At 67.7% G+C, this 26044-nt stretch carries 22 protein-coding genes; 11 read left to right on the top strand and 11 right to left on the bottom strand.

Translation table 11 applies throughout. The features are described from left to right. Positions 1 to 98: 98 nt before the first annotated feature. The 4 genes from NJ1_RS35850 to NJ1_RS35835 all read left to right on the top strand — a co-directional run bounded on the left by NJ1_RS35850 (position 99) and on the right by NJ1_RS35835 (position 6535). A complete protein-coding gene (locus tag NJ1_RS35850) occupies positions 99 to 1601 on the top strand; it encodes a cytochrome ubiquinol oxidase subunit I (RefSeq protein WP_067704162.1) in 1503 nt (500 codons plus the stop codon). A 9-nt stretch (positions 1602 to 1610) separates the two neighbouring features. Beyond that, complete coding sequence (gene cydB, locus NJ1_RS35845; protein WP_067704159.1) at positions 1611 to 2672, top strand: cytochrome d ubiquinol oxidase subunit II; 1062 nt, start codon at positions 1611 to 1613, stop codon at positions 2670 to 2672. A 99-nt stretch (positions 2673 to 2771) separates the two neighbouring features. Beyond that, entirely contained in the window at positions 2772 to 4766 is a 1995-nt protein-coding gene (cydD, locus tag NJ1_RS35840; protein ID WP_067704157.1) for a thiol reductant ABC exporter subunit CydD, read from the top strand. Continuing rightward, positions 4763 to 6535 (top strand): ATP-binding cassette domain-containing protein, encoded by a 1773-nt coding sequence (locus tag NJ1_RS35835; RefSeq protein ID WP_084479206.1) that lies wholly within the window; start codon positions 4763 to 4765, stop codon positions 6533 to 6535. The genes cydD and NJ1_RS35835 overlap by 4 nt, the downstream gene beginning before the upstream one ends. Before the next feature lie 545 nt (positions 6536 to 7080). Here NJ1_RS35835 and NJ1_RS35830 read toward each other — a convergent pair. The 6 genes from NJ1_RS35830 to NJ1_RS35805 all read right to left on the bottom strand — a co-directional run bounded on the left by NJ1_RS35830 (position 7081) and on the right by NJ1_RS35805 (position 11303). Next, the gene (locus NJ1_RS35830) at positions 7081 to 7746 is read right to left on the bottom strand and encodes a heme-binding beta-barrel domain-containing protein (RefSeq protein WP_067704193.1); all 666 of its coding nucleotides are present in this window, start codon (positions 7744 to 7746) and stop codon (positions 7081 to 7083) included. 277 nt (positions 7747 to 8023) lie between these two features. After that, the gene (locus tag NJ1_RS35825; RefSeq protein ID WP_067704154.1) at positions 8024 to 8329 is read right to left on the bottom strand and encodes a DUF1416 domain-containing protein; all 306 of its coding nucleotides are present in this window, start codon (positions 8327 to 8329) and stop codon (positions 8024 to 8026) included. A 4-nt stretch (positions 8330 to 8333) separates the two neighbouring features. Beyond that, complete coding sequence (locus NJ1_RS35820; protein ID WP_067704152.1) at positions 8334 to 9167, bottom strand: sulfurtransferase; 834 nt, start codon at positions 9165 to 9167, stop codon at positions 8334 to 8336. A 52-nt stretch (positions 9168 to 9219) separates the two neighbouring features. Next, positions 9220 to 9732: a DUF4395 domain-containing protein gene (locus NJ1_RS35815; RefSeq protein ID WP_067704149.1), complete on the bottom strand. Its 513-nt coding sequence runs from the start codon at positions 9730 to 9732 to the stop codon at positions 9220 to 9222. Positions 9733 to 9993: 261 nt separating this feature from the next. Then, complete coding sequence (locus tag NJ1_RS35810) at positions 9994 to 10461, bottom strand: thioredoxin family protein (RefSeq protein ID WP_067704146.1); 468 nt, start codon at positions 10459 to 10461, stop codon at positions 9994 to 9996. Continuing rightward, positions 10458 to 11303, bottom strand: a complete 846-nt coding sequence (locus tag NJ1_RS35805) for an LmeA family phospholipid-binding protein (protein ID WP_067704143.1) — start codon at positions 11301 to 11303, stop codon at positions 10458 to 10460. Before NJ1_RS35805 ends, NJ1_RS35810 begins: the two co-directional genes overlap by 4 nt. Before the next feature lie 257 nt (positions 11304 to 11560). Between NJ1_RS35805 and NJ1_RS35800 the strand changes: the two genes are divergently transcribed. From NJ1_RS35800 to NJ1_RS35770, 7 genes are all read left to right on the top strand, one after another. Beyond that, complete coding sequence (locus NJ1_RS35800) at positions 11561 to 12322, top strand: winged helix-turn-helix transcriptional regulator (protein WP_067704140.1); 762 nt, start codon at positions 11561 to 11563, stop codon at positions 12320 to 12322. Then, the gene (gene mshD / locus NJ1_RS35795; RefSeq protein ID WP_067704137.1) at positions 12319 to 13224 is read left to right on the top strand and encodes a mycothiol synthase; all 906 of its coding nucleotides are present in this window, start codon (positions 12319 to 12321) and stop codon (positions 13222 to 13224) included. Before NJ1_RS35800 ends, mshD begins: the two co-directional genes overlap by 4 nt. A 244-nt stretch (positions 13225 to 13468) precedes the next feature. Then, positions 13469 to 14596: a phosphate ABC transporter substrate-binding protein PstS gene (gene pstS / locus NJ1_RS35790; RefSeq protein ID WP_157574558.1), complete on the top strand. Its 1128-nt coding sequence runs from the start codon at positions 13469 to 13471 to the stop codon at positions 14594 to 14596. A 126-nt stretch (positions 14597 to 14722) separates the two neighbouring features. Then, positions 14723 to 15694, top strand: a complete 972-nt coding sequence (gene pstC, locus NJ1_RS35785) for a phosphate ABC transporter permease subunit PstC (RefSeq protein WP_067704187.1) — start codon at positions 14723 to 14725, stop codon at positions 15692 to 15694. Continuing rightward, positions 15691 to 16590, top strand: a complete 900-nt coding sequence (gene pstA, locus NJ1_RS35780; protein WP_067704134.1) for a phosphate ABC transporter permease PstA — start codon at positions 15691 to 15693, stop codon at positions 16588 to 16590. The genes pstC and pstA overlap by 4 nt, the downstream gene beginning before the upstream one ends. Positions 16591 to 16605: 15 nt before the next feature. Beyond that, positions 16606 to 17382 carry a phosphate ABC transporter ATP-binding protein PstB gene (pstB, locus tag NJ1_RS35775; protein WP_067704131.1) on the top strand — a complete coding sequence of 259 codons (777 nt, stop codon included), beginning with the start codon at positions 16606 to 16608 and terminating at the stop codon, positions 17380 to 17382. Between the two features lie 316 nt (positions 17383 to 17698). Continuing rightward, on the top strand, positions 17699 to 19327 hold the full coding sequence (locus NJ1_RS35770) for an MFS transporter (protein WP_067704129.1): 1629 nt from the start codon (positions 17699 to 17701) through the stop codon (positions 19325 to 19327). Between the two features lie 139 nt (positions 19328 to 19466). On the opposite strand, the gene phoU is transcribed toward NJ1_RS35770, so the two are convergent. From phoU to NJ1_RS35745, 5 genes are all read right to left on the bottom strand, one after another. After that, positions 19467 to 20138, bottom strand: a complete 672-nt coding sequence (gene phoU, locus NJ1_RS35765; protein ID WP_067704127.1) for a phosphate signaling complex protein PhoU — start codon at positions 20136 to 20138, stop codon at positions 19467 to 19469. A 111-nt stretch (positions 20139 to 20249) separates the two neighbouring features. Then, on the bottom strand, positions 20250 to 22466 hold the full coding sequence (locus tag NJ1_RS35760; protein WP_067704125.1) for an LCP family protein: 2217 nt from the start codon (positions 22464 to 22466) through the stop codon (positions 20250 to 20252). A 254-nt stretch (positions 22467 to 22720) separates the two neighbouring features. Beyond that, positions 22721 to 23899 carry a tRNA dihydrouridine synthase DusB gene (gene dusB / locus NJ1_RS35755; protein ID WP_218025316.1) on the bottom strand — a complete coding sequence of 393 codons (1179 nt, stop codon included), beginning with the start codon at positions 23897 to 23899 and terminating at the stop codon, positions 22721 to 22723. A gap of 171 nt (positions 23900 to 24070) precedes the next feature. After that, on the bottom strand, positions 24071 to 25033 hold the full coding sequence (locus NJ1_RS35750; protein WP_067704122.1) for an acyl-ACP desaturase: 963 nt from the start codon (positions 25031 to 25033) through the stop codon (positions 24071 to 24073). 238 nt (positions 25034 to 25271) lie between these two features. After that, on the bottom strand, positions 25272 to 25880 hold the full coding sequence (locus NJ1_RS35745; RefSeq protein WP_067704119.1) for a DUF937 domain-containing protein: 609 nt from the start codon (positions 25878 to 25880) through the stop codon (positions 25272 to 25274). Between the last annotated feature and the right edge of the window lie 164 nt (positions 25881 to 26044).

Below are 26044 nucleotides of genomic sequence, written 5' to 3'. Positions count from 1 at the left end.
CAAATTCCTGGCTTACTGTGGCGCGGCACATGTTGAACTGACGACCGGAAAGCGTACTGTCACTTACTACGTCATGTCGTAGATCGGCAGGAGGTCGGATGAGCGTCGTAGACGTCGCACGCTGGCAGTTCGGAATCACCACCGTTTATCACTTCATCTTCGTGCCGCTCACCATCGGCCTCGCCCCGCTCGTCGCGGGCATGCAGACCGCGTGGGTCGTCACGGGCAAGGAGCACTGGTACCGCCTCACCAAGTTCTTCGGGAAGCTGTTCCTGATCAATTTCGCCCTCGGCGTCGCCACCGGCATCGTCCAGGAATTCCAGTTCGGCATGGCCTGGAGCGAGTACTCCCGCTTCGTCGGTGACGTCTTCGGCGCACCGCTGGCCATGGAGGCACTGGTCGCGTTCTTCCTCGAATCGACCTTCCTGGGCCTGTGGATCTTCGGCTGGGAACGATTGCCGAAAAAGGTGCACCTGGCGACGATCTGGATCGTCGCCATCGGTGTGAACGCCTCGGCGTACTTCATCGTCGCCGCCAACTCGTTCATGCAGCATCCGGTCGGCGCGGAGTACAACCCCGACACCAAACGCGCCGAACTCACCAGCATCGGCGCGGTGCTGAGCAACAACACCACGCTCGCGGCGTTCCCGCACGTGGTCGCCGGAGCGTTCCTCACCGCGGGCACCTTCGTCGCGGGCATCGCCGGATGGTGGATGGTGCGAAAAGCCCGGCAGGGCAAGGCACTCGGCGACACCGCACCCATCGAATACGCCCGCGTCACCTGGCGGCCCGCCGCCCGGTTCGGGCTCTGGGTCATCGTGGTCGCCGCTGTCGCAATGGTTTTCACCGGCGATATCCAGGGCAAGCTGATGTTCAAACAGCAGCCCATGAAGATGGCTTCGGCGGAATCGTTGTGCCACACCGAAACCGATCCGGACTTCTCGGTCCTGACCGTCGGCACGCACAACAACTGCGACAGCGTGGATCACCTCATCGAGGTCCCCGGCGTGCTGCCGTACCTGGCCGAAGGCAAGTTCAGCGGTGTGCGGCTCGAAGGCGTCAAGGATCTGCAGGTGGCCTACAACGAGAAGTACGGCGTCGGCGACTACCGGCCCAACCTCTTCGTCACCTACTGGTCCTTCCGCGCCATGATCGGCTTCATGGCCGGCTCGATCCTGCTGGTACTGGCCGGATTCTGGCTCACCCGGGGTGGACGGGTGCCGGACCAGCGCTGGTTCTCCTGGTTCTCGATCCTGGCGATCCTCACCCCGTTCCTGGGCAACAGCGCGGGCTGGGTGTTCACCGAGATGGGCCGCCAACCCTGGGTGGTCGCGCCCAACCCGACCGGCGATCCGAACATTCGGATGACGGTGCAGCAGGGCGTATCCGGCGTCGCCGCCGGCACCGTGCTCACCTCGCTGATCGTGTTCACCCTGCTGTACGGCGTGCTCGCGGTGGTGTGGTTCTACCTCATGCGCCGGTACGTGGTCGCCGGACCGGAATCGCCCGCCATGGGCGCGGGTTCCGGGCACGACGATGACCACACCCCGACCTCGGGCGGGGACTCCGAAGCCGTCGAGAAGCTTTCCTTCGCCTACTAGGAGTCGGGCATGAGTCTGCAAGTATTTTGGTTCCTGTTGATCGGCGTGCTGTTCACCGGCTACTTCGTGCTGGAGGGCTTCGACTTCGGCGTCGGCATGCTGATGCCGATCATCGGCCGCGGATCCGAGGTCAAGAAGCGCGTCGTGCTCAACACCATCGGACCGGTGTGGGACGGCAACGAGGTGTGGCTGCTCACCGGCGGCGGCGCCATGTTCGCGGCCTTCCCCGAGTGGTACGCCAGCCTGTTCTCCGGGTTCTATCTGGCGCTGCTGCTCATTCTGGTCGGCCTGATCGTGCGCGCGGTCGCCATCGAATACCGCAGCAAGATAAACGATCCCAAGTGGCGGTTCTGGTGCGACGTCGGCATCGGCGCGGGCTCCTGGATCCCGGCGATCGCCTGGGGCCTCGCGTTCGCGAACATCGTGCACGGCGTGAAGCTCAACGAGCGCAAGCAGATCGAAGGCAATCTGTTCGACCTGCTCAATCCGTACTCGCTGCTGGGCGCGCTCACCACGGCGCTGCTGTTCGCGCTGCACGGTGCGGTGTTCATCGCGCTCAAGACCGGCAACGAGGTCCGGGACGACGCGCAGCGGCTGATCCGGATCCTGTTCGTGCCGACCGCCGTCGTGGTCGCCGCCTTCGGCATCTGGACCCAGCTCGCCTACGGCACCGGCTGGACCTGGATTCCCTTGGTACTGGCGGTGATCGGACTCCTGATCGCGGGATTCGCGGCCACCCAGGGCCGGGACGGCTGGGCCTTCACCGGCACCGCGGTGACCATCGCCTCGGCCACCGCGCTGCTGTTCGGGTCGCTGTTCCCGGATGTGCTGCCCTCCACCATCGACGCGGCCTACAGCCTCACCGTCGACGGCCGCGACGGCACCGTGAGCGCGTCCTCGACGCACTACACGCTGGTCGTGATGAGCTGGGTGGCGGTCGTCATGACTCCGATCGTCCTGTGCTACCAGGCCTGGACGTACTGGGTCTTCCGCAAGCGGCTCACCATGGAGCACATCCCGGCTCCGGTTGGACTGCTGCCGGAGAAGACCGAAACGACAGGCACGCGGTAACTCTCACGAGGTAGCTCCCGGGTTCACCGGAAGCGCAGAGCAGGACAGCGTGCCCCCCGATTCCCGGATCGGGGGGCACGCGCATACGAGGAGGTCGCAATGGCACGGCCGATCGATCCGCGGCTGTGGCGGTACGCCCGCACGGCGCGCAGGTATCTCACGCTGAGCGTGGGGCTGTCCGTGGCCACCACCGTCTGCATCGTGATCGGAGCGGTGGCGCTGGCCCGCGTGCTGTCCGGAGTGATCACCGAGCCCGGCCGTCGCGATATCGGTTCGTGGACAGCGGAACTGGTGGTTTTCGCGGCGGCCGTGGTCGTTCGGGTCACCGCGACCTGGTGGCAGTCGCGGCTCGCGCACCGGGCCGGAGCGCAGGTCGTCGCCGAGTTGGAGACGGCGGTGCTGGAGGCCGGGGCGCAGCTGCCGCCTCGCGAATTGGAGAGCCGCCGAACCGAATTGGCGGTCGTGGTGGGCTCCGGGCTCTCCGGGCTGCGCGCCTACCTCGCCGGATACCTGCCCGCGCTGATCCTGTCCTGCCTGGTTCCCCCCATCGTGCTGGCGGTGATCGCCGTGCACGACTGGGTGTCCGGAGCGATCATCGCGGTCACCCTGCCCCTCATCCCGGTATTCATGATCCTCATCGGCCTGCTGACTCAGGGCCGCGCCGAGGCCACCCTGAACGCCACCACCCAACTGTCGGATCAGCTGCTCGACCTGTTCGCCGGCATGCCGACCCTACGTGCGCTGGGCCGCGAGACCGCTGCGGGACAGCGTGATCCGGTGCGGAACGAGCCACCTCGCACCATGGCGACCCGGGTGCGTGAGCTGGGTGACTCGCTGCACCGCCGGACCATGGGCGCGCTGCGCATCGCGTTCCTGTCCTCCATGGTCCTGGAAATGCTCGCCACCCTGTGCGTGGCGCTGGTCGCCGTCTCGATCGGTATGCGGCTGGTGTTCGGGAACATGGGTCTCTACGCGGGGCTGGTGGCGCTCATCCTCGCCCCCGAGGTCTACCTCCCGCTCCGCGCCGTGGGCGAACGCTTCCACGCGGCCCAGGACGGAATGGCCGCGGCGGAAAAGGCTTTCGCGGTGCTGGACCCGGCCGCCGGCTCGACTCACGAGGCCGTCGAGGCATCCCCGAGCAGCGCGGCCGTCGTGCCGGACGGTGCGGGGGAGGGAACGGTCCGCTCGTCGGCCGAACAGATCGCGTCGCAGCCTGCCGCCACGTCCACGAGTACCGCAGACGGTGGTGTCGCCTCCTCTCGGGCTCAGGCCGTAGCAGGCGATGTCCATGATTCGTCGGGCCGCATCGAGATTCGTGAGTTGAGTGTCGCCGCGCGCGATGGCGCCGCGCCGGATGCTCTGACAGCAGTGCTGCGGCCGGGCGCGGTGACGGTGCTGACCGGTCCGAACGGCAGTGGCAAGTCCACCGCGCTGCAGGCGATTCTCGGACTCGTCACCCCCGACAGCGGGGACGTCACGGTGAACGGCACCCCGGTCGGGGATCTCGACCGCGACCAGTGGTGGTCCCGACTCGCCTGGCTCCCGCAGCGCCCGGTATTGCTGCCCGGCACCCTCCAGGCCAACCTGGAACTCCTCGGCCCGCCCGCCGGTCGAGACGAGGTCGAAGCCGCCTGCGCCGCAACCGGATTCGACGCGGTCCTGGACGAACTCCCCGACCGCTGGAACACCGTGGTCGGCACCGGCGGCACCGGCCTGTCCCTCGGCCAGCGCCAGCGCCTGGCCCTGACCCGAACCCTGGCAGCCGATCGCCGCATCCTCCTGCTCGACGAACCCACGGCCCACCTGGACTCGGCATCCGAGCACTCCGTCCTCACCTCTCTGGTCGCCCGGGCCCGGGCCGGGGCGACGGTCGTCCTCGTCGGGCACCGCCCCGCCGTCCTCGCCGTGGCCGATCACATCGTGGAGGTGCGTTCCACCCGACCCGGCTCGGCTCCCGATCCGGCCACCGCGGCGGATCCGCCGTACGTCGGTGATCGGCCCGTCGGAGTCGGCACACGCGATTCCGCTCAGCGGTCGGGCAGTGGGATGGCGTTCGGGGTCGGCGGGGGTAGCGCGGAAGCAGGTGTGCGATGAGCGGGGTGTGGACGGACTTTCGGCGGATTCGGGAGTTGCTCGAGCTGTCGCGATGGCGCATGGGGGTTTCCGTGGCGTGGGGGGTGGCGGCGCTGGGGAGTGGGCTCGGGCTCGCGGCGCTCGCGGCGTGGCTGATCGCTCGCGCGTGGCAGATGCCACCGGTGCTGGACTTGAGCATCGCGGTGGTGACGGTGCGGGCGCTCGGGATTTCGCGGGGATTGTGCCGGTATCTGGAACGGCTGGCCACGCACGATGTGGCGTTGCGGTCGATGAGCGCAGCGCGGACCACGACCTATCGGACGCTGGCGGCAGCGGATATCTGGCGGCCTCGCCGCGATTCGACGAGTGTCGCCGCAGCGCGGGTTCCCTCCGGCGGTTCACCGGACACCATCGGATCGGCGGCCCGGCAGGGAGATTCGAGTGCGGCGGGGCCCGTCGCAGGGCGATCGGTGAGCATTGCCGAGCGGCGGTCCGGCGCGGGATCGGCTGGGCGGCAGGGGGATCCGACGCAGTTGCGGCGCGGTGAACTACTGGGCCGCGTCGGCGCCGATATCGACGACCTCGGCGCGGTGGTGGTGCGGGCGTTCGTGCCCATCGCGGTGGCGTTCGTGCTGTCGGTGGCGGCGGTGGGACTGCTCGCGGCCATTTCGGTGCCCGCCGCGCTGATTCTCGCGGTGGCGCTGGCCGTTTCGGGTGTCCTCGCGCCGTGGCTCTCCGCGCGGGCGGCGCGCGAGGCGGAGATCGCGGTGCGGGCCGATCGGACCGAATTCACGGCCGAGGCATTGACCGTGCTGGATCACGCACCCGAATTGCGGGTCGCGGGAAGGCTTTCGGAGGCTGTCGGGGCGGCGCGGCGGGCCGGGGCGCGATCGGTGGCGGCGGAGGACAGCGCGGCGTCGCGGAGTGCGTGGTCGGCGGCGGTGCTGCCGCTCTCGATCGGTGTGAGTGTGCTGGGGGCGTTGCTGATCGGAATCGTGCTCTACGGCAGCGGATCCCCGGTGTACACGGCCGGATTCCAGACGATCGCGGGTGGCGGAATCTCACCCATGGCGTTCGCGGTGCTGGTCCTCGTGCCGCTCTCGGCGTTCGAAGCCGTCGCGGTACTGCCCGCCGCCGCCCAGGCGCTCACCACCGGGCGCGCGGCGCTGCATCGGCTGGACGCCCTGGAACACCCTGAAACCGGCGGGGCGGCAATCGAGCTCACGCTGCCGGATCTGCCCGACGGCCGCCGGATCGCGGTGACCGGGCCCAGCGGGGCGGGCAAGACGACGCTGCTCATGCACTGGGCCGGGCTGTTCGGCGCCCAGCGCACCGACGCCACCTTCTTCGCCGAGGACGCGCACCTGTTCGGCACCACGGTGCTGGAGAACCTGCGGGTGGCGCGCGGCGACATCACCGAGCAGGAGGCCGAGGAGGCCCTGCGCGCGGTCGGCGCGGGCCCGTGGCTCGACACCCTGCCCGAGGGCGTGCGGACCGATCTCATCGGAGGAGCGGCCGCGGTCTCGGGTGGCCAGCGGCGGCGGATCCTGCTGGCCCGGGCGCTGCTCTCCCCGGCTCGGATCCTGCTGCTGGACGAGCCCACCGAGCACCTGGAGGCACAGGCCGGAGCGGATCTGCTGCGCCGCCTGCTCGACCCGGCCGGCGGCCTCGTCGACCCGGACAGAACCGTCGTGGTGGTCACCCATCAACTCCCACCGGACACTCGGGCGGACACCGTGGTCGATGTCGCGGCGGGCGGCGTCGTCGACATGGTCGAGGGTGCGCGGTAGCCGCGAGGGGATCATGCCGCCGGTGTGAACCGACCGTCGGCGGCGCGTGGCACGGACGCGGGCTGTCGGACGAGACAGCAGGGACGAGAAGGTGCACGACGTAGGGCGGTAGCCGCAGCTTGCGGTGAGCGATGAGCGCGGCCGTATCCCGCCTATTCCCGAAAACCGCAACTGACCTGCTATTTCGCGGTCAGAGAAAATAGATTGCCGGGTTTGCCGCAACCGACTACTTTCGTCTGTACACGGAAAGGAGGTGGTTCGAATAATGAGTAATTCGAGGACGCGTGAGGTGTCTGTCCGCTAGGCGCTACCGCTGCAACGGGATTCCGTAGCGCGAGCGCTGAGCGAATTCCAGGCAGATACCCGGCCCCCGAGCCCCCGATCGTGTCCGATCGGGACCCGTGAATGTTGCATCCGCGGGTAACCGGCTCGGGGGTCGTTCCCGAAAAGCGATCAGCCGGTCATCCCCAGGGATGACCGGCTGATCTGCGTATGTGGGCCGGGCGCCGCGTGCGCGAAACCTCGGTCGGCCCGTGTGCGAAACCTCAGCCGACGTAGCGCTGCAGGCGCGCCGACAAGCGGGGTTCGAGCGCGCCGTCCGGGGCGATGCGCTCCTCGACGTAGCCGAGGTCGCCGCCCTCGACGATGCCGTAGAGCCGCTTGGCCCCGCCGACCACCGCTCCGGACTGGCTCCGGATCACCACGTCGGTGGCGAGTTCCCAGGAGGACTGGGTCAGAGCCTGGCCGTAGAAGAGTTCGACGATGCCGGTCGAGTGGGTGAGCAGCAGCTCGAGCACCTCGTCGTCACCGTCGATGCCGACTCGCCAGAAGCCGCTCTCGCGCAGGTCGGGGCCGGCGTATTCGCCTTCGCTGTCGATGACCCAGGAACGCGATTCCCAGGTGAGATAGTCGCCGCCGTCGTGCGCGACGATGATCTGCTGACCGAAGCGGTAGTCGCCGGTGTCCGGGTCGTTGCCCTCGCCCTCGCCGCGCCAGACTCCCACGAGCGGCAGCAGGGCGAGCATGGAGGAACTCAGATCGGGACCCAGCCGCAGGTTCGCGGTGTCCACGGGCAACGGAAGACCATCGAGCGCCGGGATGTTCAGGACACCGGTACTTTTGGCGCGCTCGACCGCCTCGGCGACCGCCTGGTCACCGCTGGGCCTGGCCGACGCACTCGACGCCGACCCGTTGGCCACTCCGTTCTCGATGTTCTCCTGTGCCGGGTCGGTCACGACTCGGTGAACAGCCGGTAGAGGACGTACAGACCGAACCAGGCGATCAGCACGGAGACGAGAACCAGCAGAATCTCGAAGGTAAGCACCACGTCTCGGAGTCTAATAGCACCGACTCGATCGTGTGAAAACGGGGCCGCGTCCGATGGCGTGAGAAATGACTCGTGCGGCGGGTCGCGGCGCGCCCGTGTCCGAATACGAAAGACGGCCCCGGAAACCGAACTCCGGGGCCGTCTTTCGAGATGCGGCGGTACTACTTGGCGACCTCGACGTCGACGCTGTGGATGCCGGCGCCCTCGGGCGCGACAGCGGCGGTGCCGTTGCCCGACGCGGACAGCGCGCGGATGGTCCACGAGCCCGGCGCGGCGAAGAAGCGGAAGTCACCGGTGCCCGAGGCCACGACCTCGGCGGTGAAGTCGCCGTTGCCGTCGAGCAGGCGCACGAACGCGCCGCCCACGGTCTGGCCGTCAGCGGTCAGGACGCGGCCGGTGATGACCGTTTCCTTCTCGACGTCGACGTTGGCGGGCAGGGCCTGGCCCTGGGTAGGTGCTGCGCACATGTGATTAGGCTCCCAACTCGATCGGTGCACCGACGAGGGACCCGTACTCGGTCCAGGACCCGTCGTAGTTCTTGACGTTCTTGTGGCCGAGCAGCTCCTGCAGCACGAACCAGGTGTGCGAGGAACGCTCGCCGATACGGCAGTAGGCGATGGTCTCCTTCTCGCCGTCCAGACCGGCCTCCTTGTAGAGGGTGGCCAGCTCTTCGTCGGACTTGAAGGTGCCGTCCTCGTTCGCGGCCTTGGACCACGGCACGTTGATCGCGGACGGGATGTGACCCGGACGCTGCGACTGCTCCTGCGGCAGGTGAGCCGGAGCCAGGATCTTGCCCGAGAACTCGTCGGGGGAGCGCACGTCGACCAGGTTCTTCGAGCCGATGGCGTTGATCGCCTCGTCACGGAACGCACGGATCGACAGGTCCTGCTCGCTGGCCTTGTAACCGGTGGCCGGACGCGCGACGACGTCCTTGACCAGCGGACGCCCGTCGAGCTCCCACTTCTTGCGGCCACCGTCGAGCAGCTTCACGTCCTGGTGGCCGTAGAGCTTGAAGTACCAGTACGCGTAGGCCGCGAACCAGTTGTTGTTGCCGCCGTACAGCACGACGGTGTCGTCGTTGCCGATGCCGCGGGTCGACAGCAGATCGGAGAACTGCTCGCGGTTGACGAAGTCACGCCGGACCTGGTCCTGCAGATCCTTCTTCCAGTCGAGACGCACGGCGCCCTCGATGTGCCCCAGGTCGTAGGCGGAGGTGTCTTCGTCGACCTCGACGAGGACGACGCCCGGGGTGTTCAGGTTCTCTTCGACCCAGTCTGCGGAGACCAGGGCATCGGAGCGAGCCATGTTGTTCCTTTCGGTGTTGCTGCCGGAGTCAGGCGGTGGCGGTTGAGAGCGGTCAGGCGGTCTGTGAGGACGCGTTCTTCGGCAGGAAGCGCGCGGCCAGGGGGTAGATCTTGCAGCCCAGGCAGATGCCGAAGGCCGCGTTGAGGAACGCCGCGAACAGGGCGAAGCCGGTGAACACCGCGCCCAGGACGCTGCTGCCGGCCACGAACCCGAGCACGCCGAGCACGGCGAAGATCAGGCCGACCAGCTGCGCGAAGCGCAGCGGCGCAACGGGTTCGAGCTCGGTCGGCGCACCGATGCGGGGCGCGACCAGGGCACGGAAGATCCGGCCGTACGGACTGCGGCCGGGACCGAATTGCGCGCCGAGCGCGAAAACCACGGCCTGCACGGCCAGCAGGATCGCGGCGGCGGGAAGGGAGAAGGCGGAGACGACGAGCACGATCGCCAGCACCGCGGTGGTGATCCACGCGGCGAACCGGGGTCCGCGCACGTCGACCTGCCCGGCGGGCGGGGTGCCGGGTGCGGCCGGTGACGGTGATGACGTCGATCGTGAAGAGTCCGACATGAGAATGCTCCTGCGCTGAAGGTCGATTGGCCGGATCGCCGGAGGATCGACGCGATCTCTCGTACGGCGGGGGACAAACCCGGTCGGCGTCAGAAGAAACGGGGGAAAGGCCGACCGGCTACATGCACAGGCAGCAACAACCGCCGAGCCGGCACAGATCTACCGTGCGGCGTCGGGTGAGCATCAGCTCGCGGTTGGATTCCACGATGGGGAGTTTACCCGGTTTCCGGGGGAAATTGGACCCCGAGTCCGTAATGCTGATCACTCGGCGGCCCCGGAAACCGTTAGCGGGGCCAATGACGTGCGCAAATCCACGGCCTTGGGCACTCCGGAGATACGGAACATTTCCCGCACTGTGGAATCGAAGAGGAACGTGGTGGGCAGCGAGAGCACGTTCAGCTCGCGCGCGAGGTCCGGATTCGCGTCGATATCGACCTCGATGTCCAGGGGCGGCGCGGGTGCGGTGGCCAACTCGGCGACCACGGCCGACACCACGCGGCGCACCGCCGCGCAGGGACCACACCAGTCGGCGGAGAAATGCAGCACCGCGGGTCGTCCGGGGACGACGCCCGCGGCGGCGAGCAGGGCCAGGCGGGGCGATTCGGCCGCGGTATCGGTGACGGCCGGCTTCGGTGCGCTCTCGCGCACGCGGCCCTCGTTGCGGCGCACCAGAATTCCGGCGCCGAGGGCCGCCAGCACCGCTACCGCCAGAATCGCCAGCGCGGTCACGGCTGCTGCAACCTGTCCAAATCCACCGTCACGTTCTTGCCCTTGCCCTCGACAACGATCTGCCCGCCGCTGGCCTCCACCTTGGTGGGCCGGATACCGAACGGCAGGTCCCGGGTATCGATGGTACGGGTGAACATGGCAAGCACGGCGGCGCGATCCTGCTCGGACACCACGACGGGCCGATCCTGTTCCGGCACCACCGAGGCGGGGGAGGCCGTGGAGCCCTTGTATATGTCGGTGGCGGTGATCCGCACCTGATCGCCGTCGATGCGCAGCTCGGCCAGCACGCTCACCAGGCTGCCGCTGCGGCCGTTCACGCTCACGGTGAGCGGCGGTTCGGTGCCCAGCGGGACGGTGCCGGTGAGGATGATCGCGCCCGCGGTGGTCATGCCGGTGCCGCCGGATCCGCCCGAGCCGTCGGACTTGTCGGCGGGCGGGCCGAACACCTGCAGATCGGGGATGTTGAACAGGCGGCCGAGTTCGGTCGGCTCGATCCGCATGCGGGCCTGCACCGAATCCACCGGGATCTTGCTCACAGTGCCGTCGGCCAGATCGCCCAGCGGCATGTGCACGCCTTCGAGGGTGGCCTCGACCATGATCTCGCCGGGGATGTCGGGGCGCATGGCCCGGGCCCGGATCTCGATCTTCTTGTATCGGTCGTCCAGGGCCTGGGCCACGAACGGGAAGCCGTGGAAGGTGACCTCGGGGTCGGCACTGAGATTCGAGCCGTCGCGCAGCAGCCGCGACACCCGGTACTCGGAGTAGGCCGCCGCGCCGAAGTCGAGCACAACCACCAGCCCGGCCAGGCACAGTAGACCGATGATCACCCGACGGAAAGCCATACGTGCACCCTAATGGTGGCTCCCGCGGCGCCGTCCGCTGCCGCTGCCTGACGGCGGCCGATGTTCCCGCACGGGGTGCCCGCGCCTCGCCTCCGGCTCGATTCCGCTGATAGCCGGGGTAGCGACGGACGCCCGGAATGCGAGGCTGTCGGTGGAAGCACGCTAATGTAGGCACCGATTACCTGTGATGACCAGCATGCGGTCGTGGCGAACAGAGCGGTTGCCACGCACATGCCAGATGGGATGGAGGGCCCCCTGTGGAGCTGCTCCTGCTGACCTCCGACCCCAACCCCGAAGCGGTGTTGCCGTCGTTGGCATTGCTGCCGCACCACGTTCGGCCCGCGCCGACCGAGGTCGCGTCGCTGTTGGAAGCCGGATCCGCCGATGTGGCGCTGGTCGATGCCCGCACCGATCTGGCCGCCGCCCGCGGTCTGTGCCGGTTGCTGGGCAGCACCGGTTCCTCGGTGCCCGTGGTGGCGGTGCTCACCGAAGGCGGGTTGGTCGCGGTGAACGCGGACTGGGGGCTGGACGACATCCTGCTGCCCGGCACCGGTCCCGCCGAACTCGATGCCCGGCTGCGACTGCTGGTCGCGCGCAACGGTGGCGTGGCGAGCCCGGAGAACACCGGCAAGATCACCCTGGGCGAGCTGGTCATCGACGAGGGCACCTACACCGCGCGGCTGCGCGGTCGCCCGCTCGATCTGACCTACAAGGAATTCGAGCTGCTGAAGTACCTCGCGCAGCACGCCGGCCGGGTGTTCACCCGGGCCCAGCTGCTGCAGGAGGTCTGGGGATACGACTTCTTCGGCGGCACCCGCACGGTGGACGTGCACGTGCGACGCCTGCGCGCCAAGCTCGGCAGCGAATACGAATCGCTGATCGGCACCGTGCGCAATGTCGGCTACAAGGCCGTGCGCCCGGCGCGTTCGTCGGGAGCCAAGGGTGAGGCGGCCGTCGCCTTCCCCGATGCCGAGGGTTCCGACGAAGAGCTGACACCGGTGAACGGCACCGCCCAGTGAGCGGCGGCGAGTATTGGGAGTCCACGCTCGACGCGGATCGCGCCCGGACCGTGCGGGAACTGCTGGAGTCGGCCACGGCCGCGGACGGCGTCGCACCCGTGTCCGAGCAGGCCGTTCTGTCGCTGAGTGCCGAGTCCGGCGCCCGGCATCGGGTCGCGATCGCGGACGGTGTCGTGGTGGGTTACGCGAATCTCGTTGCCGCACATGACGAACATCCGGCGATGGCCGAGGTGGCGGTCCATCCGGAGCATCGCGGCCGGGGCTTCGGCTCCGATCTGGTCGGCTCCGCGCTGGCCGCGGGCGGACCCGGCACCCGGGTCTGGGCGCACGGTGATCTGCCTCCCGCGCAGGCCCTCGCGGCCCGGCTGAAGCTGTCCGTAGCGCGTGAATTGTGGCAAATGCGCCGCGATCTGGCTACTTCAGAGCTACCGGAACTCGTGGTGCCCGACGGCCTCGAATTGCGCACCTACGCCGGGCCCTCCGACGGCGCCGAGGTGCTGCGCGTGAACAACGCCGCCTTCGCCTGGCATCCGGAACAGGGTGGCTGGACCGCCCAGGACATCGACGCGCGTCGCAGCGAATCCTGGTTCGACCCGAAGGGGCTCTTCCTCGCCGTCGATCCTGCCGCGCCGGATTCGGTGCTCGGATTCCACTGGACCAAGATCCATTACGACGAAAACCCGCCGGTCGGCGAGGTGTACGTGGTCGGCATCGATCCCGCCGCCCAGGGGCGGGGCCTCGGCCGCCTGCTCACTCTGGCCGGTCTGCACTATCTGCGCGCCCGCGGCCTGGCCGAGGTGCTGCTCTATACCGAGGGCGACAACCTGGCCGCGGTGCACACCTACACGCGCCTCGGATTCACTCGCTCGCACGTGGACGTCGCGTACTCCGCCACGCCGTAGCGCTCACTTGGCCGGTCGGAAGCAACGCTGCGGCTAACGTCACACCGCTCGCGTCGCAATCGGGGCACCTTGTTCATCTCCCGTTCACCTGCCCAGGTCCAACTGTCAACCGTGCGCCCTTACGTTTCTTTGTGGGCGGCACACGTTGCCCGGTGCGCTAGTTCTCAGCGAACGGGCCGCCACATAACGCCCGTTCGACCGTTGAGGGGTCGGGCGTGCAGACCGTGATTCGCGGAGGATCCAAGTGAATCTCAAGCGCAGCAGCGCCCTGATCGGTGTCCTGGCCGCGGCCGGCGCCATGACGCTGACCGCCTGTGGCAGCGACGACAATTCCGCCCAGACGGGCAATGTCGCCAAGATCGACGTCGCCTGTGGCGGCAAGAGTGCTCTCAAGGCCAGCGGCTCGTCCGCTCAGAAGAACGCGATGGACCGCTTCATCGCCGCCTACGAGAACAACTGCTCCGGCTCCAAGCTGGACTACACCTCGTCGGGCTCCGGCGCCGGTGTGAACGAATTCCTCGGCGGCCAGACCGATTTCGCGGGTTCGGACTCGCCGCTGGACGCCAAGAAGGACGAGGTCGCCAAGGCCGCCGCCCGCTGTGGCAGCCCGGCCTGGAACCTGCCGACCGTGTTCGGCCCGATCGCCGTGACGTACAACGTCGCCGGCATCACCGATCTGGTGCTCGACGGCCCGACCATGGCGAAGATCTTCTCCGGTGAGATCACCACCTGGGATGCCCCGAACATCAAGGCGCTGAACTCGGCCAAGGCCGACAAGCTGCCGTCGGACAAGATCGCCGTGATCTTCCGCTCCGACGAGTCGGGAACCACCGACAACTTCCAGAAGTACCTGACCGCCGCGTCCGACGGCGCGTGGACCAAGGGTGCGGGCAAGGCCTTCACCGGTGGCGTCGGCGAGGGTGCGAAGGGCAACGAGGGCACCTCGGCCGCCATCAAGAGCACCCCGGGTTCGATCACCTACAACGAGTGGGCGTTCGCGAAGTCGCAGAACCTGTCGGTGGCCCGCATCCTGACCACCGCCACCTCGAACGACCCGAAGCCGGTCGAGCTGACCTCCGAGAGCGCCGGCAAGGCGATCGACGGCGTCAAGATCTCCGGTGAGGGCAACGACCTGGTCCTGGACAACAGCTCGATCTACAAGCCCACCGTCGGTGGCGCGTACCCGATCATGCTCGCGACCTACGAGATCGTCTGCTCGAAGTACAGCGATGCCGACACCGCCAAGGCGGTCAAGGCGTTCCTGACCTCGGCGGTCGGCAACGGCCAGACCGGACTTGCCGATGCCGGCTACGTGCCGATCCCGGACAAGTTCAAGACCAAGCTCACCGCCGCGATCAACGCCATCTCCTGATCGCCTGATTGATCGCCTGATCGGAACAACGCCATGACCGTGCACGACGAAATCTCCTCCGCGGAACCGTCCATTTCGGGCGGCCCTCGGGGGGACCGTGCCTTGCCGTCGGGGGATACTGCGCTCATGCCGACCGAACCGAGCACGAAACCGGCCGCCGGGCGCAAAGCCCCCACCAAGTACGGTGCGGAATTCGTGTTCCGCTCGGCGGCCACGGCCGCCGGCGGCATCATCGTCGCCGCCATCGCGCTGATCGCACTGTTCCTGCTCATTCGAGCGGTGCCCTCGGTGCTGGAGAACAAGGCGAACTTCTTCACCAGCACCGAGTTCAACACCTCGAACGCGGACAACCTGCGGTTCGGCATCAAGGACCTGTTCATGGTCACGGTGCTGAGCTCACTGCTCGCGTTGCTGATCGCGGTGCCCATCGGTGTCGGCATCGCGTTGTTCCTGACGCATTACGCGCCCAAGCAGCTGGCCCGGCCGTTCTCCATGGTCGTGGATCTGCTCGCGGCGGTGCCCTCGATCGTGTTCGGTCTGTGGGGCGTGCTGGTGCTCGCCCCGAAGATCGAGCCGTTCCAGTCGTTCCTGAACAGGAGCCTCGGCTGGTTCTTCCTGTTCTCGGACGGCAACGTCTCCATCACCGGCGGTGGCACCATCTTCACCGCGGGTGTGGTGCTGGCGGTGATGATCCTGCCGATCATCACCTCCGTCAGCCGTGAGGTGTTCGGCCTGACCCCGCGTGCGCACATCGAGGCCGCTCAGGCCCTGGGCGCCACCAAGTGGGAGGTCGTGCGCATGACGGTGCTGCCGTACGGCCGCTCCGGTGTGATCGCGGGTTCCATGCTCGGCCTCGGCCGCGCACTGGGTGAGACCATCGCGGTCCTGGTGGTGCTGCGCACCTCCGCCAAGGCGGGTGGCTGGTCGCTGTTCGACGGCGGCTACACCTTCGCCTCCAAGATCGCCTCGGCCGCTTCGGAATTCAGTTCCAAGCTGCCGACCGGCGCGTACATCGCGGCCGGCTTCGTGTTGTTCGCACTGACCTTCATCGTCAATGCACTGGCCCGGCTGGTTGCGGGCGGGAAGGTGAACGGATGACCACCACACTCGACAAGCCGGTCAAGGCTCCGACCTTCCGGCACGTCACCCCGGCTCGCCGGTTCAAGAACAATCTCGCCACCGGTGTGGTGTGGGCCTGCTTCGGCATCGCGCTGGTGCCGCTGCTGTGGGTGCTCTACACCGTCGTCGAAAAGGGCTGGAACGCAGTCGCTTCCATCGACTGGTGGACCAAGTCGCAGAAGGGCGTGCTGCCCGAGCAGAGCGCCGGCGGTATCTACCACGCCATCTACGGCACCATCGCCCAGGCGGGCATGGCCGCGGTGATCGCGGTGCCGCTGGGCATCATGGCGGCGGTCTACCTGGTCGAATACGGTCGCGGCTGGCTGGCCAAGACTGTCACCTTCATGGTGGACATCCTGGCCGGCGTGCCCTCGATCGTGGCCGCGCTGTTCATCTTCGCGCTGTGGATCGCGACCTTCGGGTTCCCGCAGAGCGCGTTCGCGGTGGCGCTGGCCCTGGTGCTGTTGATGCTGCCCGTGGTGGTGCGCTCCACCGAGGAAATGCTCAAGCTGGTCCCGGACGAATTGCGCGAGGCCTCGTACGCACTCGGTGTCCCGAAGTGGAAAACCATTGTGCGGATCGTGGTTCCGACCGCCGCCCCCGGCATGATCAGCGGCATCCTGCTCTCGCTGGCCCGTGTCATGGGTGAGACCGCGCCGGTGCTGGTGCTGGTCGGCTATTCCAAGTCGATCAACATGAACGTGTTCGACGGCAATATGGCTTCGCTTCCGCTGATGATCTACCAGGAACTGGCCAACCCGGAACCGGCGGGCCGGGCTCGGGTGTGGGGCGCGGCGCTGTCCCTGATCCTGATCATCGCGCTGCTGTATCTCGCCGCCGCGGCGGTCAACAAACTGCTGACGCGGAACCGATAGGAACGGAAAAGAACGATGGCCAAGCGGATCGATATCAAAGACCTCAATATCTTTTACGCCAAGTTCCACGCGGTTGCCGACGTCTCGTTGACCGTGCTGCCGCGCAGCGTGACGGCCTTCATCGGTCCGTCCGGCTGCGGCAAGTCCACGGTGCTGCGTTCGCTGAACCGGATGCACGAGGTGACTCCGGAGGCCCGCGTCGAGGGCGCGGTGCTGCTGGACGGCGAGGACATCTACAGCGCGAACATCGATCCGGTGGGCGTGCGACGCACCATCGGCATGGTGTTCCAGCGGCCGAACCCGTTCCCCACCATGTCCATTCGCGACAATGTGGTGGCCGGGCTGCGCTTGCAGGGTGTGCGCAACAAGAAGGAACTCGACGAGACCGCCGAGCAGTCGCTGCGCGGCGCGAACCTCTGGAACGAGGTGAAGGATCGTCTCGACAAGCCGGGTGGCGGCCTCTCGGGTGGTCAGCAGCAGCGTCTGTGCATCGCGCGTGCCATCGCGGTCTCGCCCGATGTGCTGCTCATGGACGAGCCGTGTTCGGCGCTGGACCCCATCTCCACGCTCGCGATCGAGGATCTGATCTCGGAGCTGAAGAAGGAGTTCACCATCGTCATCGTCACGCACAACATGCAGCAGGCAGCGCGTGTGAGTGACCAGACCGCCTTCTTCAACCTGGAGGCGCAGGGCAAGCCGGGCAAGCTCGTCGAGATCGACGAGACCGAGAAGATCTTCTCGAACCCGTCGCAGAAGGCCACCGAGGATTACATCTCCGGTCGTTTCGGCTAGGCGGCGAGCGATCCACGATGGTGGCCCCGGTCCGTACGGACCGGGGCCACCATCGTGTGCGGGCGTGTTCGAGCGGGTGGTCAGCCGGTGCGGATGCTCGCTGTCGCGGTCCGCGGGCGGTGTTGCGATCACTGTCCCCAGTGGCGGATCCCGGTCGGCCGCGCCGCCGAATCGGTGGTTATGCGCTGGCCGGGGCGTTTTGTGTGCTGCGTCATACATACCGTAGGCGGTTGTGTGCAACTGTCAGTCACAGTTAGTCTCCCCCTGTTGGTAAACCGATCGGTTTAGTAAAGGGAGGTGTCGGGTGACTGTTTCAATGGCGAGCCGGGTATCCGGGCTCGGCGTGGCGGGTTTGTCGGCGCGAGGACGGGTGGCGGCCCTGATCGCCATCTGCCTGGCGGAGCTGCTCGTGGTACTGGACAACACACTCGTGAATGTCGCACTGCCGTCGATGGCGGTGCAGCTGAAGGCCGATATGAGCGGCCTGCAGTGGATCGTCGACTCGTTCACGCTGGCCTTCTCCGGCCTGCTGCTCGCCATGGGTCACCTCGGCGACCGGTTCGGGCGGCGCAAGTTCATGATCATCGGCCTGGCCGGTGTGGCGGTCATGTCCGGGGCCGGGGCCCTGTCCTCCGGGCTGGGGCAGGTCATCGCGGCACGGGCCGGAATGGGCGTGTTCGCGGCGGTCGTGTTCCCGGCGACGCTGGCGCTCATCATCAATATCTTCACCGTCGCCAAGGAGCGGGCCGCGGCCATCGCGCTGTGGACCGCCATGGCCGGTATCGCCATCGCCATCGGCCCGATCACGGGCGGCTGGCTGCTGAACCACTTCTCCTGGCATTCGGTGTTCTGGATCAATGTCCCGGTCGCTCTGGTGGCCATCGTGGCAACCCTGATCGCGGTGCCGGAATCGCGTGCGGCGCATGTGGATCGGCTCGATCGGGTCGGCATCGTGCTGTCGCTGGTCGGCGTGACCGCGCTGGTCTGGTCCATCATCGAGGCGCCCAAGCACGGCTGGCTCTCGGCGCAGAGCCTTGCGGGATATCTGCTTTCGGTGATCGCGCTGGCGGTGTTCGTGGCCTGGGAACTGCGCACCCGGACCCCGGTGCTGAACATGCGGCTGTTCCGGATCCGCCGCTTCGCGGTGCCGTCGCTGGCGATCACCGTATCCTACTTCTGCGCGTTCGGGTTCCTGTTCCTGATCACCCAGTACTTCCAGGGCGTGAAGGAGTTCTCACCACTCGAATTCGGTATCCACTCATTGCCTTTCGCAGCGGCCGTGGGCGTAGGAGCACCGGCCGCGACGATGCTGGCGCAGAAGGTCGGCACCACCGCGATGATCGTGAGCGGCATGCTGATCCTCGCGGTCGGTATGTACGTCGCGGGCACCGTCACGCCCGAGACCGAGTACCTGGGCCCGGTGGTGATCTCGATGGTGCTGATGGGCATCGGCTTCGCGGTGGTGCAGGGTCCGGCCACCGAATCCATCATGGGCTCGGTGCCTTTGGAGGAGGCCGGCGCGGGTTCGGCCGTCAACGACACCACCCGTGAGGTCGGCGGCGCGCTGGGCGTGGCGCTGCTGGGATCGATCATGACCTCGATCTACAGCCGCGAGATCGCCGGCAAGATCGCGGGAATCCCCGATCAGATCATGAACGCGCAGCAGAAGGAGCTGGCGAGCAATACGCCCATCAGCGTCCTGGAGATCGTGAAGGCGCCGGTGAATCCGCTACTGGCACAGGCGAAGACCAACCTGGTGGAGGCCATGAAGGTGGCTGCCATGCAGGGCGCGTCGGCGGCCTCTCATGTAGCGGTGGGCGTGCTGCTGGTGACGGTCGTGCTGGTCGCCGTGCTGCTGCCGTGGCGTCCCGAGCGGGGCCGATCGGTGCTGCTGGGCTGGCGCGAGAACGACCCGGAGGCAGCGGATTCGGCTGTCCGGGACTGAGAATGCCGGGCGCTGAAGAGCTTTCAGCGCCCGGCATCGCCTCCGTCGGCGGGCGTGATCTGGATACAGTTCGGCGCTCGCACCGTGTCGTGTGCGAGCGCCGAACTGTTCGAATCGGTGATCCGGGGGAGGCCCTGCCTCAGATGGATTCCTTCTCCGAATCCGGGTCGGGCGGCAGCACGCCGGTGACCAGGAAGACCACGCGACGGCCGATCTCGACGGCGTGGTCGGCGAAGCGCTCGTAGTAGCGGCCCAGCAGCGCGACGTCGACGGCCGAGGCGACGCCGAACTCCCAGTCGCGATCCATGATCATCGTGAACAGGTGCTTGCGCAGGTCGTCCATCGCCTCGTCGTCGTCGTTGAGACGAGCGGCGCGCTCGGGGTCGCGGGTCTCGAGGACCTCTTTGGCCTTCGCGCCCATCTTGACCGCGATGCGGCCCATCTCGGCGAAGTAGCTGTTGACCGCCTCGGGGACCGCGTGGCTGGGGAAGCGCCGGCGGGTCATCTTGGCGACGTGCAGCGACAGCACGCCCATGCGGTTCACGTCCGCGACGATCTGGATGGCGCTCACGACCTGGCGCAGGTCACCGGCGACGGGAGCCTGCAGCGCGAGCAGGGCGAACGCCTTCTCCTCGGCCAGCTGGATCATCTCGGCGATGCGGTCGTATTCGGTGATCACCTGTTCGGCGAGCTCGAGGTCAGCGTTCAGCAGTGACCCGGTCGCCCGCTCCATCGCCGAGCCCGCGAGCCCGGCCATGCCACCGAGCAGATCGGCTAGCTCGGCCATTTGTTCGTTGTAGATGACACGCATGAAACAAGACAGTAGTGGTAGGTCCTGACCAAGTCACCAACGGTGGGTGAATCATCGGTGCTGGTCTGTTTCGGCGGTGTAGCCGCAGCTGGACCGCCCGCCGCCGCGGCCCTATTTGCAGATGTCGTCGGCCGCGTTCACATGCTCGAGGTCGGACGGCAGTGTGACCGGAGCCGCACCGGCGCCGGCGCCGTCGATGGGTGTGTCGGGCAGGGCCTGACCGAATGCGGTGGGCGTCTTCACGCTCCCGGCGTAGTCGGAGCCGAGCACCACCTCGACGATGCTGCCGAGCCCGGTCGCGGGTTCCAGCGTCGCCCCGGCGAGCGAACTGGCCACCGTGGCGGCCGCGGCCTCGTGCCCGCTGGAGTAGCGGACAGTGGTCTTGGCCGAGGTGCCGTCGGCGTAGTTGCCGGTGCTGTAGATCTGGAAGCCCTGATTGGACAGCTTCGTGGCGGCGGTGGCCGCCACGCCCGCCACGCCGGAGGCGTTGGAGACCTGCAGCGACACCGTGCTGGGATCGACCGCGATCAGTTTCGGCTTGGCCGCGGGGGCCTCGCTGGTGGTCGCGGGCGTCACGGCCTTCTGCTCGCCGGGCAGCGGCTGATCGTCGATGACCGCGCGGAAGATGGCCTTGATATCGGATTCACGGGGAATCTCGTTGCCGTAGGACGTGGTTCCGGCCGTGGGCACGGTCAGGAAGGTGATCAGCCCGGCCTGCATCTTCTGCATGGACCGGCCCAGCATGAGCAGATCCTTGGTGGTCACGTTGTCCATGAAGGCGTGCTTGGCGAAGGCGTCGATGAAGCCGTTCAGCTTGCCGACGTCCAGCAGCACCTTGCTCGACAGCGCCCCGCGCAACAGCGAGGACAGGAAGCGCTGCTGCCGGTTGATCCGGTCGTAGTCGCTGCGCTCCTCGCCGTACACGTGCCGTGCGCGCACGTAGTCCAGCGCGGTGCTGCCGTTGACGGTCTGCTTGCCCGGGGTGGTGAGCACGGTGCCGAGCACCTCGTCGATCAGGGGCTTGGTGGTGCAGACCTCGACGCCGCCGATGGTGTCGACCATGGCCTCGAAGCCGGAGAAGTCGATGCCGACGAAGTGATTGATCTTGAGGCCGGACATCTTCTGGATGACCTTGGTCAGGCATTTGGGTCCGCCCAGGGCGTAGACCGCGTTGAGCTTGTCGCCCGGCGCGGCCTGGAAGTTCTCGCCGGTGTACGCGCCCTTGTCGTTGTCCCAGCCCTCGCAGACCGGACGGCTCACGTCGAGGTCGCGCGGGAACGAGACCGCCACCACCCGTTGGCGATCGGCGGGGATGTTGACCAGCATGACGGTGTCGGCGCGCGAGCCCTCCGCGTCGTCGGTGGTGCCCGCGCCGAGCGAGGAGTTCACGCCGGCGCGGGTGTCGGTGCCGACGATCAGGAAGTTCTCGTCACCGTATTGGGCGTTGGCGTCGACCACGTCGCCCGAGTTCGGATCGAGCGCGGCCACGTTGTCGAAGGCATTGTCCTTGGCGCGCAGGTAACTCCAGCCGCCGCCGGTGATGAGCATGGCGATCACGGCGAACAGCGCGAGCGCGCTGCGCCCGGCGAGGGCGAGCTTGCGATTGCGCCGCTTGCGGCTGATCGAGAGGCGGGTGCCCGTCGAGCCGACGGAGGTCGGCAGGGCGGTCGTGGGGTAGTCGGCGGGCGATTCGACCGGGCGTGCGCGGAAAGCCTTGGCGCGCTGCTTCGGAGCCTCGGTGACCGCGGGTAGTTCCTCGGTGACGTGATCGGAGGCGGGCACCGCCGAGACCATCGGGGTGGGGGGGACCGTACGGCGGGCGCCGGTGCCGTTCGCCTGGTTCGGATCGACCGCGGGACGGGATCCGGTGTTCGGGGGTGGCGCCGCGGGCCGAGAACCGGTGCCGTTCACCGCATCCGGTGGCACCGCTCGTCGCGCGCCGGTGTTGTTGCCGGAGTCGGGCGGCACGGCGCGACGCGCGCCGGTGCTGTCCGCCGGAGCGGGGGAGCGGTGAGAACCGTTGGGCGCGGCGGTTTCCGGCGGCACGGCGCGTCGCGCGCCGGTGGCGCCGCCGGCGCGCTCGGGACCGCGCGGGGCCTCGTCGTCGGTGTCGGGTTCCGCGCGACGGCGGCGGCGGGACTTGCGTTCGCTGTCCACCCGCTGCACGAGATCCTGCACGGTGATGGGCGCGCCCGCGACGGCTTCGTTGTCGGAGTGGCGGTTACGCCGCCCGGTGCGAGATCGGGCGTCGTCGTCATCCTCGGGGTAGCGCTCCCACGGGGCGCGACCTCCGGGCCGAGGCGTACGCCCGTACCGATCGTCACCCACCAACGAACCTCACTTTGCTTTTCGATGCCGACCGCCATGATAACGATTTCGCCACGATGGACCACTCGAACCGGTATCCACCGAGGTCGAACCCCGATCGTCCGCACCGGAAACGCGGTGGCGCGGTACGGGGAGACCGAACTCCCTGCGAAAGTGTGCCAGGACAGCGGCGTTACCTTCGGGAGCCGGAGCGGAACGGCTGGTGTGGGGCTCGCCCGGGTGGCGTCGTCGCGTCGCCGACCGGCACGAGCGGCTCAGCCGCCGCTGTGCATGACATCCGCTGCGCAGGGCGGGGTGGGATCCTCCGGATCCTCGAGCCAGCCGTGCGGGAGGGCGACCTTGCCGGGGGAGCCCTGGCGGCCGCGCGGGCCTTCGGCGTCCTTGGGGAAGGGCGCGGTGGGGTCGAGTCTGCCGATCAGGTCCCGCAATTGGTTCAGGCTGCCGACGGTGGCGAAGCTGCGGCGCAGTTCCGAACCCACCGGGAAGCCCATCAGGTACCAGGCCATGTGCTTGCGCAGATCGCGCATGCCCTTCTCCTCACCGTCGTGATCGGTGAGCAGGCTCGCGTGCCGGTACAGGATCTCCCCGACCTTGCCGAGGTTCGGCGGCGTCGGCAGTTCCTCACCGCGCAGGGCGGCCTGGAGTTCGGCGAAAAGCCAAGGGCGCCCGAGACATCCGCGTCCGACCACCACGCCGTCGCAGCCGGTTTCGGCCATCATCCGCACGGCGTCGTCGGCGCTGAAGATATCGCCGTTACCGAGCACCGGGATGCTGGTGACCGCCTCCTTGAGCCGTGCGATGGTGCTCCAGTCGGCCTCGCCGGAGTAGCGCTGGGCCGCGGTGCGCGCGTGCAGCGCGACGGCCGCGACACCCTCGGCCTCGGCGATGCGCCCGGCGTTCAGATAGGTGATGTGCTCGTCGTCGATGCCGATCCGGAACTTCACGGTGATCGGCACGCCCGCGGGTTCGGCCGCGGACACCATGGCCTTGACGATGTCCCCGAACAGTCGACGCTTGTACGGCAGGGCCGCGCCGCCACCGAGCTTGGTGACCTTGGGAACCGGGCAGCCGAGATTGAGGTCGATGTGGTCGGCCCAGCCCTCGCCGACGATGATCCGCACGGCCTCGCCGACCGTCTTGGGGTCCACCGCGTACAGCTGCATCGAGCGCGGGCTCTCGTCCGGCGCGAACGACATCATGTGCAGCGTCTTCTCGTTGCGCTCCACCACGGCGCGCGCGGTGATCATCTCGCACACGTAGATCGAGGTGGCACTGCCGAATTCACGGCACAGCGTCCGGAACGCGACATTGGTGATGCCGGCCATCGGCGCGAGCACCACCGCCGGGTCGACCGGGTAGGGGCCGATCCGCAATGCGGTCCTGGAGGCTTCGAGCGACGATGTCACGCCCTCCAGTGTCTCATCCGCGATCATGTGGCCGGGGACACCTACCCGTCCTCGCACCCATGACCGGTGCCGCGGTCGAACCGCGAACCCGCGACGGCGGTATCTCCAGGACGAGCGGTGGTGTGCTCGCGATGCCGAAAGACCCCCGCGACCGGTGGTCACGGGGGTCTTTCGGGTCTCGGGCGCGAGCCCGGGGAATCACGCGTTGGCGAATTCCTTCTCGCGCTTGGCGGCTTCGCGGGCGAGCATCTTGTCGCGCTGCTCCTCGAACTTCACCACGTCCTTGGACAGCTTCTCCAGGAACAGGCCCAGCCGTTCGCGAGTCTCCTCGCCGCGGGCCGTGAAGTCGGTGCGCTCGAAGATCTTCCACTTCTTGAGCACCGGGTTGATCACCTCTTCGAGGTGCTGGCGCAGGTCGTAGATGCCGTGCTTGGCCATCAGGACACCGTTGCGGCGGAAGTTCGGCATACCCGCACCCGGCATCTGGAAGTTCTCCAGAATCAGGGTGATGGCGTCGAGGGCCTGATCCGGGGCCAGGTCGAGCGCCGCACCGCAGAGGTTGCGGTAGAAGATCATGTGCAGGTTCTCGTCCGCGGCGATGCGCTGCAGCATGCGATCGGCGATCGGGTCGTCGCACACGCGGCCGGTGTTGCGGTGCGAGACGCGGGTGGCCAGTTCCTGGAAGGTCACGTAGGAGACCGAATGCAGGAAGCCGGCGTCCGCCTCGGTGGGCGAGGCGAAACCGTTGGTCATGTGGATCATCCGGGCCTGTTCGAGCGCGACGGGATCGACGCCGCGGGTGACCACGAGGTAGTCGCGCATCGCGATGCCGTGCCGGTTCTCCTCGGCGGTCCAGCGACCGACCCAGGTGCCCCAGGCGCCGTCCATCGAGAAGTTCTCGGCGATCTCACGGTGGTAGGAGGGGAGGTTGTCCTCGGTCAGGAGATTGGTGATCATGGCCGCCTTGGCGACCTCGTTCAGCTTTGACTGCTCGGGATCCCAGTCGATGCCACCCATCGCAGCGAAGTTACGGCCTTCGTCCCACGGCACGTAGTCGTGCGGATGCCATTCCTTTGCCATGGAGAAGTGGCGATCGACGTTCTCCGCGGCAACCGGCTCCAACTCCGACAGCAGTTCGAGTTGAGTCAGATCCTTTGCCATGTATGTGCCCTTCGTGTGGTGCGTTTGGTGCGTTCGAGCCCTCGCTGGCCTGCCGCCGCGCCCATACCTTACGACACCGTAAGGTGATGTGAAACTCATCCGTGCGACATTGCGGGCCGGGTGAGGGCTATGTCATACGCCGGCGGCCCACGGCGACGTGTGTCTATCGCCCTGGGCCGCAATGCGTTAGCGCCGCACCGAACTCGGGTGCGACCTCACGGACAGCCGCCGTGCGAAGTCACTTCTTGCCGCCGAGCAATCCACCCAGCACGCTGCCGAGCACATTGCCGGCATTCTTGCCGAGCGCGTCGCCCAGGACGTCACCCAGGCCGCCGCTCGCCTTTCCGCCGCTGGTGGCGCCGCCGAGCAGGCTGCCCAGGATGTCGCCGAGACCACCGCCGCCGCCACTGCTCGCCGCGGTGTCGGTGGCAGCGCCGCCACCTCCACCCAGGACCTTCTTGCCCAGATAGGCGAGCACGATCGGAGCCAGCATCGGCAACAGCTTGGCCATCAGGTCCTGAGTGACCTTGCTGTCCCCCACATTACCGAGGGCGCTCATGACAGTGTTCTTCTCGGCGCCGAAAGTCTGGTCGACGATCTGGTGTCCGTTCGACACGTCGACCTGTTCCAGGTCGACGCCGCCGTCGAGGAGACCGGCCGGCTGCTTGGCGATTTCGCCTTCCAGTTCACTCGCGGCATCAGGGTTGCTGGCTTTTGCCTGGAATCCTCCGAGGAGAACCGGGATGGCAGCGCCGATCGCGGTGGTCGCCGTGGCCTGGTCCACGCCGAGCTTGTCGGCGATCTGTGCGACGGGTACTTGGGAGAGCAGGTCATCGAAGGAAGTCATGAACTCCGCCTGTGGTGATGGGTCCCGGGAAAAGCTCTATCACGGAAACGGTAGGCGAAATCCGGACAGATTGCCACAGATTCGCAGATGTGGCGAGGGGCCCGGATGTACCATCCGGGCCCCTCGCCATGCGTGTGCCCCCAGTAGGGCTCGAACCTACGACC

Origin of the sequence: Nocardia jejuensis NBRC 103114 (assembly GCF_001613145.1) — a bacterium.
Lineage (GTDB): Bacteria > Actinomycetota > Actinomycetes > Mycobacteriales > Mycobacteriaceae > Nocardia > Nocardia jejuensis.
Note: the sequence above shows the minus strand (reverse complement) of the source record. Positions and strands in the feature narration are given on the sequence as shown.